The following is a 17,032-nucleotide window of genomic DNA, read 5'->3' as shown; positions in this document are numbered from 1 at the left end:
ACCAGGTGCCGGGGCCCACTCACATCCCATTCCCCTACAGCAGCGCGCCCGGGGGTTTGAACAGGCCCCCGTCCTCGAAAGCGTCGCCCTCGACCTTCTCCGCCGTCTCCGCCTTCTCGGCCTCGGCGGCCAGCTCCGCCGCGTTCGGGGGCAGGAACCGGCTCGGCTCCCCGTGCCAGGACACCACCAGGGAGTCCCGGGCCCGCGTGGCCGCCACGAACAGCAGCGACCGCGCCTGCTGCATCTCCTTGCGGTAGCGCGGCCCGTCGCTGTCCCTGTACCGCTCCAGGTGGGCGGCGGGCACCAGCCCGTCGGTGATACCGGCGATGAGCACGTGCTGGTACTCCAGCCCCTTGTACCGGTGCAGGGTGCCCACGTGCACCGACTGCTCCTTGCCGGGCGGCGGCCCCTCCGGCCCCAGGGAGGCGGCGCTGATCCCGGCCCGGACCAGTTCCCGCTCCACCTCTCCGACCATGTCGCGGGTGGGCACGGCCACCGCGATGGAGGACACCCTCTCCTCGGCCTCCGAGCGCTCCCGGATGGCCCGGATGCGGCCCACGAGGGCCCGCATCTCGGCCTCCCAGGTGTCGGCTCCGCGGAAGGCCGGCCGGGGACCGCGCAGCACCGACCGGTAGCCCCGCAGGGTGTCGGTACCCTCGTCCAGATCGTCCCAGGTCTCCTCCCCCAGCAGCCCCAGCGCCGAGCCCAGGATCTCCCGGGTGGTGCGGTAGCTCAGGGTCAGGCGGGAGGCGCGGCCCACGATGTTGATGCCCAGGCTGCCCAGGGACACCTGGTTGCCGTAGATGCGCTGGTGGGTGTCGCCGACCAGGAAGATGTCGTCGTCCTTGTGGTCGACCATCGCGCGCAGCAGCGTCCAGTGGGCGGGATTGAGGTCCTGGGCCTCGTCCACGACCACGTGTTCGTAGCGGAATCGCAGGCTGGCGAAGGACTGGTCCTGGCGGTGCAGCATCGGACCGCCGTGCTTGGCCTCCTGCTCGCGGTTGTGCCGGATCTTGGCGGCGCGGTCCACCTCCACCCGGGCGGCGGCCTCGGCCACCTGGCGGAAGGTCCACACGCCCCTCTCCTCCAGGCGCATGGTGAAGCGCTCCACGAGCTGCCAGATCTCGGCGCGCTGGGCGCGGCTGACGCGCTGCCCGCGCCCGGCGCGGCGGGCCCGGAAGTACTCGGAGCGGCTGCGCACGCTCTGGCCCAGGATCACCTGGCTCCACTCGGCGTTGAGGAAGTCGGCGTCCCAGTTCTGCTCGCCGAGCTCGACGAGCATGTCCTCCCACTCGCGGGCGGCCTGCTGGTCGTTGACGGTGCGGCGGCGCTGCCTGCCCTGGCCGCTCTCGCTGACGATCCTGGAGGCGAGCTGGTCGATGTTGACGATGTCGACCCGGTCCAGGAGTTCCTGCCCGCCCAGGTCCAGCATGCGGCGGCGCAGGTCGGCGGCGAGGTTCTTGTTGAAGGTGGTCAGCAGCACGGGCTTGGTGAAGCCCTTGGGCAGCCGCTCGACCAGGTACTTCACCCGGTGCAGGGCGACGATGGTCTTGCCGGTGCCGGGGCCGCCGCTCACGCGCGCCGGGCCCTTGTAGACGCGGTCGACGAGCTTGCGCTGGGTGGGGTGCAGGAACACCTTCCACGCGGCGAAGTCGTCCTCCAGCACCTGTTGGAGTTCGGTGTCGGAGGTGGTGACCCGGGTAGCGGGGCGCGCCAGGGCCGCGGCGTAGTCGGTGGTGTCGACGGGCTCGGGGGCGACGACCGGGCGGGTGACCTCCTCCATCACCTCGTCGAAGCCGCGTCCGTCGGCGAGGGCGAGCAGGACCTCCTCGGTGTGGCGGGGGGCGTACTCGACCAGGCCGAGGAGCCTGCTCTCGGAGGTGATCGTCAGCGCGAGGGAGACCAGCCCGTCGGCCACGCCCAGTTCGCGCAGCTGCTCCTCGCTGTAGTCGGCCAGGAGGGGGCGGGGGCCCGGGTCGGCCGGTTTCGCCGCCTCGATCGACTCGACCGGTTCGACCGGCTCGGCGGGGGCGGCCGGTTCCGGGGCCGGTGGCGCCGGGGCCTCCTGGGCGGGGGCGGGAGCCGGTTCCTCCTCCGGGGCGCTCGCCTCGGCCGAGGCCACCACGTCGAAGATCTCCAGGGCGCCGGTCACCGCGTTGATCTCGAAGCGGAACCGGTCCAGGTGCTCGTAGACCTCCCCGCGCGGGCGCAGGGCGACGAGGATGTAGTCCTGGTTGCCGACGTGGAACAGGATCACCCGGTAGTCCTGGATGAGCCTGGCGGAGAAGAGCCGGTCGTGTCCCTTGAGCGCCTTGAAGTGCAGTCCCGGGGCCGTGGGGTTCTCCCGGAACTTGTACTGGAAGTCGTAGAGCGCCCCCTTCACGTTCCGGGGGAGTTTGCGGATCTCCTTGTCGGCCTTGTCCAGCAGCCTCAGCGTGGCCTTGTCCTGCACGCTCATCCCTTCACCGTCGTCGCGTCGTCGTCGCCCCTGCCGGAGCCCGCGCCAGCGTCACCGTCGTCACCGGTCAGTATCCGGGCCAGCTCCGACACATCCCACTGGTTCGCCTCCCGCACGTGCCAGCCCGCCCGGGCGTAGGCCTCCTCGCCGCGGGCGCGGTCCTCGGCGTTGCCGATCAGTTCGGCGGACAGCAGCACGGCCACCTTCCGATCGGGCCAGGCCAGTTCGGCGGGCCACAGCCCCGGGCCTTCGAGTTCGTAACCCGCCTCCGGAGCGGGGACGCCCCGCCGGGCCAGTTCTCCCGCCAGGGTGACCAGGCCGGGTTCGTCGGGCTCCATCAGGTCCCTGACCTGGTCCCAGCCGGGGTCGACGGTGATCTCCACGGTGTGGGCGCCGTCGGCGGGGACCTCCGGCCCGGGCCCGGTGGCGGAGGGGACCGGGGTCGGCTCGGCGGCGGTGGCCGCCAGGGTGGCCAGTCCCAGTTCCAGACCGCTCTCCTGGAACCGGGTGCTGACGAGGGTGTCGCCGAACAGCTCCTCCGCTTCGGCCGGGTCCAAGGGCTGGCGGGCGAGGCTGTCGTCGAGCCCGTCGCCGCCCACGGCCGAGAGCACGGTGGCGTCGAGGGCGTCCAGGGCGCTGATCGCGAACTGGCCGGCGTCGCCGCCCTCGCGGGTGAGGAACTGCACGAGGTTGCCCCAGTACAGCCAGGACTTCCAGCGGCGCCGGTGCGCGTCGGGGTCGGCGGTCAGCGCCTCGTCGCGGTCGTCGAGGACCGTGAAGGCGCTGATGGTCTCCTCGGCCTTGTTGGCGACCAGGACCATCCGGCATCCGGCGTCGTCGGTGGCCCGGATGAGCACGCAGCCCTGGCCCGGGATCCGCTTCGGCAGGGGGGCGCCGCGCAGGGCCGGGACCACGTGCGGGGTGAGTTCGACCGCCCCTCCCCCGGCGTGCTCCACCCCGGTGGTGCGCATGGTCCCGGTGACGGCGGCCGTGGCCCGCTGGACCCAGGCCTTGGGGTCGGGGTCGCCGAGGTAGGAGAACAGCATCCGGGAGGGGCTGTCCCAGACCGTCTCGTCCAGGTTCCTGGGGTCGCCGCCCTGTGCTCGGTAGGCGTCCTGGGCCTGCCTGCGCCCGTTGGGCCCGTAGGGTTCCCAGGCCGGGTGCGGGACCTTCTTGCCGTCCAGGTGGTCCAGGTCGTCCCAGTTGAGCTGGAAGACCGTGATGCCGTGGGCGCGCAGGCGGGCGCGCTTGTCGGCGTCGTCGGCGATCCGGTTGTGCTCGGGCGAGGCGTGGTAGGTGTAGCCGTCCAGGTAGAGGGCGACCTGGTCGCCTCCGGTGTCCAGGCGGCGGAAGACCACGTCGGGGCGGGTGCCCTTGATCGTGTTCTGGAACAGCACCTCCCAGCCGATGACGCCGCCGTTGGGACCGATCAGGCGCAGGACCGCGCTGCGGCGGCCGTTGACCCTGCCGCCCAGCTCGAAGGAGCGCCCCGCGTCGGGGGCCTTGGCCCAGCGCTGGAGCGCCTGGAGGAAGCGGGCCTCCAGCTCGCTCTCGACCTGGTCCCACAGGGAGATGTCGTCGGTGCGGGCGATGCTGTCGGTCTGCCAGTCCTCCAGCAGGTCCTCCAGCATCTCCTGGGCGAGCAGCCGGTCGGCGTGCGGGAACTCGCGGTCGCTGACGTGGGCGAGCAGGCAGCGGTGGCAGGCGGCCCTGCCCTCCTGGTCCTTGCAGGAGCAGTCCGCGACGACGTGGTGGGCCGCGGTGAGGACCTCGCGGATGCCCTCGTCCCCGGAGCGGGGGTTGAGGTAGCCGCTGCCGCCGGGAAGGGTGTCGTGGATGACCAGGTAGCGGCGGCGGTGGCCGGTCTGCTCGTCGGGCATGGTGGCCACGGTCGCGGCCAGGTGGTCCAGGGCGCCGCCGTAGACGCGGGCGAACCCGGCCATGAGCGCGGCCTTGAAGCTGATGATGCGCTCGGCGGTGTGCACGGTGGCCACGGGCAGCAGGATGCGCAGCGCCTCGGTGCGCAGCGTGTGCGCGAGGATGATCCGCTCGTGTTCGACCTCGTCGCCGCGCCGCTGCGGGCACCAGGGGCGGTGGTAGCCGGGCCTGGCGTCGTAGGAGCTGCCGAGCAGGCTGCTGGTGGCGTTCACGGCCTCGTCGGCGGTGGCGCCGCCGCAGGCGCGGCAGACCTGGAACGGGGTCGGGGTGACCTCGTTTCCGGCGAAGGTGACCGTGGCGGGCCGGTTCATGCGCAGCGCGCCGAGGTTGAAGCGGCGGATGACCGCCTCGCGGGTGAACTCCACGCCGAACACCCGCCCGGAGTGGCGCCAGGCCCCGGGCTCGATCGCGTCCTCGGGGATGTCCACGGCCGTGGCGGTCTCGTAGAAGACCCGCTGGCGCTCGTCGTGCTCGTCGCGGATCAGGGCGTCCTCGCGGCGGTCGCGGGCGTACACCCGCGTGGGCTCCAGGACCCGGTACAGGCTGCTGCGGTCGGCGATGACGGTGTTGTCGCAGCGGGGGCAGGGGGAGGTGTCCGCGGCGGCGTTGTCGGTGCGCACGTACCCGCAGCCGGGGCAGACCCGCCAGTCCCGCCAGGCGGGGCGGGTCATGGAGCCGATGTCCAGGCCGTCCACGGTGTGCCGGTAACCGCGCACGTAGTAGTGGTTGCCGGGGGCGAACTCGGTGAGGGCGCGCGCGGCGGGGCGCTTGTACTCGCGCACCTCGGTGCGGAAGTCGCGGTCGCCCTCGGCGCTGCGCTCCTCCCAGGTGAGGGTGGCCTCCAGCTCGGTCGCTCCGTCCACGAGCGAGTAGTTGGGCAGCACGCCCAGGTCGACCAGGGCGCCGTGGGCGCTGGTGCGGCCGATCTCGCCGATGCGCTTGCGCACGGCGGTGCGCTCGGCCTGGAGGGCCCGCTTGCGGCGCTTCTGCTCCTTGTCGGAGTCGAGCAGGGCGTCGATGGAGCGGGTGACGGTCTCCACGCGTTCGCGCAGGTCGTTCAGGCGCGCGGCCCAGACCTCCTCGGTGCGGGCGACGGTCTCCTTCAGGCCCGCGGTGGCGTAGTGGCGCAGTTGGGCGGCGGCGTCGGGGTCCACCTCGGCCCCGGCGCCTTCGAACAGGTCGAGGAAGCCCGTGACCAGCCGGTCCCCGGAGGCCAGGGCGCTCTCGGTGAAGCCGCGCAGCCAGCCCAGGTCGCCGAACAGGTCGGCGGCGCGGCCGGGCAGCGCGGGCACGCCGGTCAGCTCGCCGCGCGCGGCCAGGTCGAGCAGGTGGGCGGCGTACTGGCGGCGCAGGATCTCCACCGCCGAGGGGAAGCTGCCGGGCGGGGCGATCTGCCCGGCGATCATGTCCAGGGGCTCCTCCAGGTAGTACCGCTCGCGGGCGCGGCGGCCGACCAGGGTGAGCAGGAAGGCGTTGCCCGATCGGCGTCCGGCCCGGCCGGCGCGCTGCACGTAGTTGGCCGGTCCGGTGGGCAGCGAGCCCAGCAGGACGGCGGACAGGGCGCCGATGTCGATGCCCAGTTCCAGGGTGGGGGTGGCCGACAGGACGTTGGGGTCGGTGTAGCGGGTGCCGCGCTTGAAGGAGTCCTCGACGCGTTCGCGCTGGGCGCGGGTGAGCTGGCCGGTGTGCTCGGCGGTGGTGATCCGGAAGGGCTGGGCCTCCCGGTAGAGGCGGCGGTAGTAGTCGTCGCTGAAGCGGCGGTCCTCGTCGACGGTGAGGCGGCCGGTGCACCGGTAGCGGGGGCAGGCCGCGGCCTCCCAGTCGGCGCTGTGGTCGGGGTGGACGGTCTGGCGCCAGTTGCACACGTGGCAGCGCAGGCCGCCGGTGACGACGGCGTCCCCCTCGGTCAGCGCCCGGACCTGGACGTGCCCGGGGGTGAGGCCGTAGATCCGGGTGGAGCCGTCGGCGGCGGTGGTGCGGGTGAGCAGGCCCTCGTCGTGCAGCACGTCCAGGAGCCGTCCCAGGTAGCGGGGCACGGTGTCGGCCTTGACCTGGAGGCAGCGCACGGTCCAGTCCTGGTACCAGGTGCCGCTTCCGGCGATGGAGTCGAACTCGCTGCGTTCCTTGCGCTGGTCAGTGACGAAGCGCGGCGCGGGCAGGCCGGAGCCGCCCCGGGGCTTGGGGAAGGCGGGCATGCCGTCGGGGCGCTGGCCCCAGATGGTGCCGAAGCGCTTGGTGCCCGCGTTGTGGACCCAGGGGTCGAGCCAGTGGTGGCCGATGCCGCCCCGGGTGCGCACGCGTTCCAGCAGGCCGCGCACGTACCCCCGGAAGACGGACAGGTCGAGGCGCTCGCCGAGCTGGTCGCCGCTGTGCTGGAGGATGTCGCGGGCCAGCGCGGCGATGCGGTCGGGCTCGTCCAGTCGGACTTGGGCGGCGGCCGTGCGGGTCAGCTCCAGGGTGCGGCCCTGGCGGGAGCGTAGCCCGAACTCCAGCACGGCGGTGAAGGCTAGGCGCTCACCGACCAGGTCCCACTCGCGGGTGCCTCCGCCGCTCTCCCCCGCCAGCAGCCGGTCGATGCCGGGCAGGTCGTGCATGTCCGGCGGGACCACGCACGCCAGGTAGGCGGGGTCCCCGGCGTGCTCGACGGTGTCGGCGATGAGGTCGTTGAGGTCGATGGGCGAGCCGTCGGCGGGCAGGCGCGAGGCCAGCAGGGCGCGCGCGGAGAAGGTGTAGGACCGGTTGGAGACGAACCCGGCCCGGTGGGCGGCGTCCTGCACCGAGTCGCTGAACATCAGCGTCTTGGGGACCTCGCCGTCGTGGGCGAGCTGCCCACCGGTGAACAGCTCGGTGACGGCCACCGAGGCGAGCGCGGCCAGGCCCGAACCGAGGAAGCGGGTGCCCTGGTCGGCGTCGCAGGCGGGGCAGCGGTCGTTCTCGGCGGCCCGGAAGGACTCCTTGGTGTGGCCGAGGTCGGCGAGGACGAACACCCCGTCGAGCTGTCCGGTCTCGTGCTTGGTGATGTCCGCGGCGTCCACGGGGCGCAGGTGCGTGCCCGCGGCGTTGAGCACCAGGGTTCCGGCCGGGCGCTCCTTGGCCTCGGCGCGGCTGGCCCGGATGAGGGGGCGCACGTACTTCTTGCTGGAGATGGCGCCCCGGTAGACCTTATCGGGGTCGGTGACCAGGTCGGAGGGCGAGGACTCCGGCGAGACGGCGGCCCAGCCCGAGCGTCCGCAGTGGCGGCAGTACACGGCGGGCAGGTTGGCTCGGCCGAGGTCGGCGTTGGTGGTCTCCGCGCCCAGGGCGGGCAGGGTCTCTCCGTGCCAGGCGAAGGAGGGCCTGTCGGCGACGGCGCGCAGCAGGCGGGAGACCGAGCGGACCCACAGGTGGGTCTCGACGGTGACCAGGGGGCGGTCGGGTCCGTCCTCGGGGGCGTCGGGATCGCGGGCGGTGGAGAGCAGGGCGACGTAGCGGGCCAGGGCCTCGGCGGCGTGCTCGGGGGCGCTGCTCAGCGCGCGGCCCCAGGCGTAGGCGCCGCGGTCCGGGATCTCCTCCAGGACCCTGTCCATCGGCGCAACCGTGCCGTCGAGGATGTGCAGGACGGCCTTGGTGAGGATGTGTGTGCGCAGGACCGCGCCGAGTTCGCGCGGGGTGAGGTCGTCGCGGTCGGTGAAGGCCGTCATGATCCGGCCCATGGCGCTGGGGTCGCTGTGCGGGTCCCGGATCTGGGCGACCACGACCGGGTCGGGGACCGGCAGTTTGTATTCGAGTTTGGGGATGAACTCGTCGACGGACAGGCGGTCCTCGCCCACCACGGAGTCCGGGCCGAACTCGGTGGCGAAGACGGTGGCGGCGACCTCGCGGATGCGGTCGGCCGGAGTGGGGGTGTCGCTGCCGGGGGTGCCAGGCGTGTGGGCTCCGGGGCCGCTGGCGCCGTCCCTGCCGTCCTGACCGAGGGTGGCGCTGGTGGCGACCGGGCAGATGTCGCCCAGCGGGCGGCCCGGTCGGGCGTTGCCGGTGGCGGCGGACAGGCGGCGCAGCAGCATGGCCACGTCGGTGCCCTGGGCGCCGTCGTAGGTGTGGAACTCGTCCACGACGACGTAGGTGAGGGCGGAGTCCTTCCAGAGGGGAAGGTCCTGCTCGCGCTGGAGGAGCAGGTCGAGCATCTTGTAGTTGGTGATGAGGATGTCGGGGCGCTGACGGCGGATCTGCGCGCGGGCGGTGGTCACGCGCGGGTAGCCGGTCTCGGGGGTGTCGCCGATGTAGAGGCCAGCGGTGACCTGGGACAGGGCCGGGTCGGAGAGGTACTCGTTGAGGCGCTGGGCTTGGTCGGTGGCCAGGGCGTTCATCGGGTAGAGCAGGACGGCCTTGATGCCGGTGTTCCCGGCGGCGCGCTCGCGGCGGCAGTGGTCCAGGAGGGGGATGAGGAAGGACTCGGTCTTGCCGGAACCGGTGCCGGTGGTGATGAGGGTGGGTTCGGCGGGGCCGTGGAGGGTGGACAGGCGTTGGAAGGCCTTGGCCTGGTGCAGGAAGGGCTTGAACCCGGCCGGACGCCATTCCAGGTGCTCGTGCCAGGAGTCGTCGGCGTGGCGGAAGGGCGTGCGGACTCGGAGGTAGGGGCCCCGGAAGATGCCCTGGCGGGGGTCGTTGAAGAAGGCTTCGAGTCCTTCACGGACGGGTTCGTCAGCGAGCGCGAAGGTCGTGGAGAGGTACTGGGTGATATTGCGCTTGACCTCGGCGGCGGCGAGCGTGGGCTGCATGGTCAGACCTCCCCGTCCCAGGTGCCGTCGCGCTTGGCACGCTCGACGATTTCCGTGAAGTGGGCGTGTGCCTCGCGGTACTCGCGCTCCCGGTCGGCCTTGTAGAAGGGCGCGGAGTAGCCCTCAGGGACTGGTCCACCCTCATCCTGGTATGCGAGGAACTGCTTGTAGCTCTGCTTGGTCTGGATCTGACCGTGGGTGCGGTGGATACCGGCCAACTTCCAACCATTCGCGTCAAACCATGTGGATTCCTCGTAACGGTTCAGAACCGGAAAGCGCGCACGATAAGCAGCAATCAGAGCGTCAACATCCATGCCAAGCCAGACCGCGACCAGCGCATCGATCTCCACGAGCGCCGAGCGGCGAGAGCGTTCGTCCCGGAGAGGGGTCTGATACTCCCATCCTGGGCCGACCTCCCCAAGAGGACTCAAACCTGGCCAAGCGCAAGCCCAGGCTTCCTGCCTCCAGGACGGTTCGTACAACTTCTCCCAGAGTTCGACGTAAGCATCAGTCAGGCAGTTGAGCCGCAGCGTCCGCAACAGGAGCGCGCCCTCCAAAGGGTGACCAACATTTCCAACGGGTGCCATTCGGGAATTTGAAACGCTAAAATGACCAACTCCAGTTACCCGAAGGTAATAGTCCACCGGAACCGAGGACCAAAACCCTGCCACCAAAGAAGTTTTTCGCGAATTTCCCATCATGGCACTATGGACAGCATGCACATGAGTCGACCCCGGAGGAATGATCGAAGCATAGAGACTGCGCTCAGTGTCTGGAGCAACCATCTCCCGCCAGGCAACACGATAGAATTCCGCATATCTACGCATCGACTTCGCAGCCAAATTTTCCCGGATCTGAATATCCGTGACGCTATCCTCTTCAATATCAAGCAAGTAGCCAATGCAAGCCCGAGCATCGTCCACTTGCCCTGAATCACTAAGTCGCTCATTAAGCAACTCATGATCAAGCCATCGATCCTGAGCATCCAAAAAAGCATCAATGCTGGCAGTACGTCTGTACTCAGTCTGAGGAACGGCATCCACTGGAAGATCAACAAGGTTCATTCCGAGAACATCGTTGCTACCAGCCGTCGGCGACTTGAACAACGAAGTTGCCAAGCCAATCTGAATACCCTTGAGAACTACCTCTGACCAATCTCTCGGACTGGAGAGATCGTAGTCGATCAGCCCAGAATTTTTTGCACCCTTTTCATGATACCCAGGAGATATCTGAGGCTCAAGAGATCCGAGACGCACCTTATAATCAGCCAATACTCGAATCGCTTCTTCCTCTGCGGTGCTAACCGGATTCAGCAACTTAACCTCGCCGACGGGCGCATCTCCCGCCCCCGAGAGCTCTCGCCAGCCCTCCAAGGTACTGTTAGTCACACGAATCACCCGCATACGGTGGGGACGTTCATCGAGCTTGCCCCTGTATCGAACACCGGGCGGGTCACCTGAACCATCATGCTCAAAGGAACCGACCAAGGCCTTAACAGAGAAAAGCCAACACAGATGTGCGAAATCCACATCACCCTCACGTCCGTAGATGTGGACACCGAAATGTGTGGACTCACCGACCGGATCAGGGAAGAACCGGTGCCCTGGATTAACGAAGTCTCCATGCACCCGGAGTCTCTGATAGGATTCTCTCCTGATTTTTCCCTCGCGGTCACCGTAGAAGTGCGTGTCCGGATGCAGAAGGCCGACGATTCCGTTCTGCGCCATGCCTGCCCATGCACGCGCCATGAACGCCCGGTACAGATCTGGCTGCGTACCCGAGATCAACGGATAGGTCGCCTCACTCGACAGGAATTGCCCTAGGGCTTCAGTACTGTTCTTCTCTGATAGAATGAACTCACGAGGACCGAAGGCATCAATCAAGGCTTTCTTACGTTCCTTCTTAACCTCAGCAGACACCTTCACCAATTTGAACCATGGGTCCAATTCAGCAAGAACTGAATCCTCATCCCAGATTGGCCGAACCCACGGTGGGTTCCCCACCTGGATATCGAAACCACCTTGGTTCTTGAAGAGGTGAGCAAACTTAAGCTCCCAGTGGAAGAAACCATGGCGCTCAGCGAGGTTCTCCACCTCATGGAGCCAGGGGAAGCTTTCTCCCAGCCGGAATTCATCCTTCATCGCCATGAGAGGGGCGAGAGAGTCCTCCGCAGCATCGAGATCAGCCAAAGTCTCGATCTCGCTGAACAGGGTCCCTTCCGGGATGTCCTGGGAACCCAGCAGCGCCTCGGCGAACTTGAGCCACTTCTCCAGATCCGCCAGGTCCAGGCTTTCCCGGGCTGAACCGAAGAGCGAGTCGTTACCGCCAGCGCTGCTCAACTCCAGAGTGTTCCCGAGCCGCTGGTACACCTCGTCGCTGCCGTCCAGCAGCCCGGCCTTCTGCACCGGCCAGAACCACAGCGCGCACCAGGCGTCCATCAGCGTCTTGAGCCGCCAGTACGGGGTGCCCTTCTCGGTGAGGTTCGCGAGCACCTCTTCCCTCGGGATGGCGTGCTCGGGCTGGTCGATCCAGTCAGCACCGTAGACATCAACCCGCCGACTGATCTCCCGCTCGGACAGCTCCAGCCGCCGGATCACCAGCCCCCACAGGAACTCAGCCCTTCGCGACAGCGCCTGCAAACGCCGGAACTGCGAGTTCTTACCGCTCGTCTTGGGCTTGCGGCGCATCGCGCGCCGCCAAGCACCCAGCTTCGCGGTGTCCTCCGGAGCGAGAGCCTTGGCCTCCTTCTCCGCCGCGACGCTCCCCCACCCCTGTGCGGGCAGCAGGAAGTGGTGGATGTACCCCTCCGAGATCTCCCCGTCCCGGAACGGCTGATCCACCGGCGCGCTCTTGAGCCACTCGCCCTTCTTCACCGTCTCCGGGTCGTACAACCTCCGCCCGGCACCGATCAGCGAGTTACCGCGCCGCAGGTGCAGGCCGAACCACGGCGCCTGCAACCCCGGGTACATCACGTTCAGCCACAGCGACACCTCCGCCAACTCCACGGCGGTGCCGTTGAGGTCCACCCCGTACGCCCGGTGCAGGGCGATGTAGGCCTTGACCTTCTGGAGTTCCACCGCGTAGCGCTCGGGGTCCAGCTCCTCCCCGCGCTCGGCCTGCGCACGCTTGAGGTACTCGGCCGCCACCTGGTTGATGGCCTCGTTCAGGAACGCACCCGAACCCAGCGCCGGCTCGCAGATGGTCCACTCCAGCAGTTCCCTCGCCGGGGTGGTGGTCCCGTCCTGGTCCAGCCTCTCCCGCAGCGTGAGCTGCACGGTCAGCTGGGTCAGCGACTCGGGGGTGTAGTAAGAAGCACTGGTCTCCCGGTCGCGCCCGGCCAGGCGGTACACGAACGACCCGGGCTTGTAGACCACCATGGGGCTTTCCTTGGTGGACTTGCCGTTCTCGTCCTTGACGCGCACCCACACGTCGTCGCTGTAGTCCTCGACCTTCGAGTGCGGCACCATCCACGACCCGCCGGACGGGTCGCCGTTCTTGGCCGCCTCGTACAGCTCCTCCTGGGCGATGAACCCGGTGTAGGACATCAGCCCCTCGTACACCGCGCCGAGCTGGTTGATGCCGAGCTGGGCGTAGGAGATGAACCCGCCGCGCCCCCTCCTGGTGCCGCGGGAGATCATCAGCCTACGCAGCACCTGGTGCAGGGCCTCGTTGCGCAGCCGGGTGTCCAGCGGCTCCATGACCGGCTCGTCGGGGTCGTCGTCCGGGTGCGGCAGGCGGGTGCCGATCAGCCGTGTCCGCTCGGGGTCGAACAGGTCGGCCCTCAGCGGTTCGAAGCGCAGCCCGTCGCCCTCCGAGAGCCCCTCGGCCTCCTCCTGTTCCAGGACGTGCCCGCGCGGGTTGTGGCCCTCGTTGACCATGCGGAACAGCAGGTCCAGCGACTGGTACAGGTGCGTGCTGCCCCGGGCCTCCTCCCCCACCAGGTCGTTGACGACCAGATCGCCCAGGCGCGCCATGCTGTACCCGCGCACGTACGCCTCGTCCTTGGCGGGTACCACGCCCAGTTCGGGGCGGGCCTCGGCGTAGAGCAGGAACAGGATCCGGTAGAGGTAGCGCAGCGACTGGCGGGCCAGCTCGTCGGCGAAGGTCCGGTTGGTACGGGTGTCGATCCGCTCGGGGTCCACGCCCTGGTCGCGCAACCGGGCCAGGACCTCGTTGGCGATGATCTCGACCGAGCGCTGCAAGCCCTCGCGCAGCTCCTTGGACACGCCCACGGCGTGCTGGCGGGAGGCGTCGACGAGGGTGGCTATGGCCTCGGCTCCGCCGTCCTCCGAGGGCAGGAGCGCCTGAGCGCCGAAGAGCGCGGCGATGGTGCCGAGTTCGTCGTTGTCGCCCCGGCCCAGGGCAGTGTCCAGGCTGACGGCCAGGTAGCGGCCCTCGCCCCACACCGAGCGGTCGGCGAGGACGACCACGCCGCCCGCGAGGACGAGGACGTAGCGCAGGTTCTCGTCGCGGGCGAAGAGCCAGGACACCAGCTTGGTGCCCAGGGTGATCCGCTCGCGTCCGCCGAGGTCGACCGGGTCCAGGAGCCATCCGGCGCCGTCGGGGTCCATGGCGGCGTCGGTGTCGGGGGCCCAGCCGCACTCGACGGCGGCCACGGTGGTCTCGTGCAGGGCCAGGCGGACGGGGACGGGCTGGTCGCCGTGCTCGAAGAGGCTCTCGGCGGGCGCGTCCTTGGGGGTGAAGCCGAGGGCGGTGAGCACGTCGCGGTGCAGGGCGTGCAGGCGTTCGGTCTGGGCGGCGACCGCGGCGGGGCCCGGCGTTCCGTCGCCCTCGCGCAGCCGCTCGGTGAAGTCGGCGAGGGCCTGGCGGTCGGCGAAGTAGCGCCCCTTGAGCTGGCGCAGTCCCTGGCGCGGGGTCACCGGCCAAGGCGAGCGCTCCTCCCTGGGCAGCTTGTTCTCGGCGCTCTCGCGCTCGGCCCACTCCTTGAAGGGGCCGTCCTTGCCCTTGAGGTGCTTGGGCAGCACCTCGGCCAGGTAGTGGGCGGAGAAGTACTCTCCCCGGTTGACCAGCGAGTCGTAGCCCATGCTCAGTTCTCCCCCTTCACCACGGCCAGCACGCGCAACAGCGGCTCGCCCGACGTGCGCATCCTGCGCATCAGCCGCTCCTGTTCGGCGACGGTGTCGTGCACCCGTCCCCGTTCCTTCTGTCGGCCCTCGCCCAGGCCGTCCAGGCTGAGCTGCCGCCACTCCTTCAGCCGCTGCTCGGGTGCGGCCAGGTCCTGTTCGATGCGGGCGTCGTATGCGGCACTGCGCTCGGCCAGGTGGACGCGGGCGGCCCGGACCGCGTCGGGCACCAGTTCCTGGAGGGCGGACAGGTCCTCGGCACGGCCGGTGTTGACCATGCCCGACCCGACGCCCGTGCGCTGGAGGGCCTCGAACATGTCCTCCACGCGCGGGGCTCCGGGCAGACCGGTGACGGCCATCCACTCCACGACGGTGGGCTGTCCCAGTTCGTTGGAGTAGGTGCCCTGGACGAGGAAGACGGGTTCGGTGGCCCGGGGCGCCCGGATGACCCAGGCCTGGTTGCGCTGGGTGCGCACCTGCACCTTGTCCACCAGCCACTCCACCAGCGGGTGTAGGTCGCTGACGTAGCCGGTGTCGGGCCAGGTGGTCTTGGTGGCGCGGGCCTCGTCGAGCCGCTTCAGGGCGTGGTCGCGGTCGAAGGTGACGCGCAGGCGCTCCTTCACCTTGAGCTTGCGCAGGTAGTCGGTGGGCAGTGCGCTGAGGCGGTCGGCCAGGTCGCGGGGCGGTTCGAAGGCGAGGATACGCCCGTCGTCGTCGACGGCCACGTCACCGGCGACGGTGTCCAGGGCAGCGCGGACGAACTGCTCGGTGGAGTCGAAGAGCTGGGGTTCGGGGGCGCGCTCGGGGGCGGCGGCCTCGTCGGGCACGCCCACGTCGCCGAAGAGGATGTCGCCGATCCAGCCGCCGTCGTCGCCGTCCGCGGAGGTCGCGTCGATGGACTCGTCCACGGTGCGTCCACGGAGCAGGTCCTGGACGAGGCGGTCCTCCTCCTTCTCGGCGTTGTGCAGACCGGTGACCGTCTCGGCGGTGCCCATGGCGCGGTGGGCCTCGGCTTCCCTGTGCAGCAGCTTCTCGGCCACCGAGGTGTCGTCCATCGCGCCCTCGGTCGCCGTCTCCAGGATGAGCGCGCGGAACTGGGGTTCGTGCTTCTGGCCGAAGCGGTCGATGCGGCCGTTGCGCTGTTCGATGCGGATGAGCGACCAGGGCAGGTCGTAGTGGACCAGGTGGTGGCACTGGCGGTGCAGGTTGACGCCCTCGGAGGCGACGTCGCCGGTGACGAAGACCCGGACCCTGCTGTCCTCCAGGGCGAAGTCGCTGATGAGGCGCTGCTGTTCGGTGTCGGAAAGGCCGCCGTGCATCAGCGCCACCTGGTCCTCCTTCAGGCCCAGCGCCTTGGGCAGGTTCTCGCCCAGCCACTCCAGGGTGGGCACGGACTCGGAGAAGACCACGGCGCGGGTGTCACTTCCCTTACCGACCCCGATCTCCTTGAGCTGTTGGACGAGGGTGGTGAACTTGGCCGAGCTGGATTCGTCGATCTCGGCGGCCAGGTCGCCCAGGGTGCGCAGGGCAGCGTGCTCGCGCTCGTCCTCGCCGTCCTTGAGGCGGCCGGTGTCCTTGTGCGTGATGGTCTTGAGCCGGTTGGCGACCGTGGTGGACAGGGCCACGTGCGAGGACAGGAAGGCCTTGAGCAGGGTGTAGGGAAACAGATGGTCTTTCCCGCGCACCACCGGTCCGCCCTCACGGGCGTCCCCGGCCATCCACACCCGGGCGAGTTCGGCGAAGACGGCCTCCTCGGCGGGGGTGGCGGCGCAGCGCACCGACAGGGAGGGACCGCGCTCGGGCCAGTCGTCGCCCATCTCCGCGCGCACCTCGGGGTGGATCTTGGTGCGGCGGATGTAGAGGTGTTCGATCTCCTCGGCGCCGTAGTTCTCGGGGTCGGCGATGGCGGCCGGGTCCAGCAGGCGGATGAGTTGGGCGAAGGATTTGGAATTGCCGTTGTGCGGGGTGGCCGAGGCCAGCAGCAGGGCGTCGGTCTGGGCGGCGAGCAGCCGGGCGAGCTGGTTGCGCAGGTTGCCCTCGTTGATGAGGTTGTGCGACTCGTCGATGACGACCGCGTCCCAGTGCATGTTGCGCAGGTGCTGGCCGTACTTGCCCTGGTTCTTGAGGGTGTCGACGGAGATGATGGCGCGCTTGAAGTACAGGAAGGGGTTGCGTCCGGCGGGGATGTCGCGCTGGATGCGCTCCAGGCCCACGGAGTCCAGGCGCACCAACGGGATGGCGAAGCGGGTCCACAGCTCCTGCTGGAACTGTTCGAGGACCTGCTGCGGGGTGACCACGAGGATGCGCTCGCCGCGTCCGCGCCGGATGAGCTCGGCCAGGGTCAGGCCGATCTCCAGGGTCTTACCCAGGCCCACCACGTCGGCGACGAGCACGCGCGGGCGCAGGGCCCGCAGGGCGAGTTCGGCGGGGCGCTGCTGGTAGACGAGGTCCTTGAGCAGGAACTTGCCGGGCATGGCCAGGCGGCGCTCGGACTGGGGCAGCGGGGTGCGGCGCAGCACCGACTCCAGGTACAGGCGGCTCTGCGCGTAGCCGGAGGAGTCGTCGTGGACCAGGCGTGTCTGTTCGGGGTCCAGGGGGTCGACGCTCTCGATGCCGGTGAAGAACACCGCGTCCTCGCCCCGGACGAACTCCGAGACCCCGACCGCGCGGACCATGTACCCGTCGGAGGCCGCGGGGGTGCAGGTGCGCACCATCCACTCGGCGTCGCGCACCTCCACACGCGCCCCGGGGGCGAAGGGGCTGGTGCGCGCGGTGTCTGCTTCTGCGGTCAAGGG

At 69.6% G+C, this 17,032-nt stretch carries 4 protein-coding genes; all 4 read right to left on the bottom strand.

The window, feature by feature from the left end; all coding sequences use genetic code 11:
- Nucleotides 1–34: 34 nt before the first annotated feature.
- Genes KGD83_RS12280 through KGD83_RS12265 form a run of 4 tightly spaced genes read right to left on the bottom strand, consistent with a single transcriptional unit; the run spans nt 35 to nt 17,029 of the window.
- Nucleotides 35–2,458: a UvrD-helicase domain-containing protein gene (locus tag KGD83_RS12280; RefSeq protein WP_212643887.1), complete on the bottom strand. Its 2,424-nt coding sequence runs from the start codon at nt 2,456–2,458 to the stop codon at nt 35–37.
- Nucleotides 2,455–9,153, bottom strand: a complete 6,699-nt coding sequence (locus KGD83_RS12275) for a DEAD/DEAH box helicase (RefSeq protein ID WP_249352300.1) — start codon at nt 9,151–9,153, stop codon at nt 2,455–2,457. Before KGD83_RS12275 ends, KGD83_RS12280 begins: the two co-directional genes overlap by 4 nt.
- A gap of 2 nt (nt 9,154–9,155) precedes the next feature.
- Nucleotides 9,156–14,198 carry an Eco57I restriction-modification methylase domain-containing protein gene (locus tag KGD83_RS12270; RefSeq protein ID WP_212643886.1) on the bottom strand — a complete coding sequence of 1,681 codons (5,043 nt, stop codon included), beginning with the start codon at nt 14,196–14,198 and terminating at the stop codon, nt 9,156–9,158.
- A gap of 2 nt (nt 14,199–14,200) precedes the next feature.
- Nucleotides 14,201–17,029, bottom strand: coding sequence for a DEAD/DEAH box helicase (locus tag KGD83_RS12265; protein WP_249352298.1), 2,829 nt, complete (start codon nt 17,027–17,029; stop codon nt 14,201–14,203).
- Between the last annotated feature and the right edge of the window lie 3 nt (nt 17,030–17,032).

The sequence above is a fragment of the Nocardiopsis akebiae genome (genome assembly GCF_018316795.1).
Taxonomy (GTDB): Bacteria; Actinomycetota; Actinomycetes; order Streptosporangiales; family Streptosporangiaceae; genus Nocardiopsis; species Nocardiopsis dassonvillei.
Note: the sequence above shows the minus strand (reverse complement) of the source record. Positions and strands in the feature narration are given on the sequence as shown.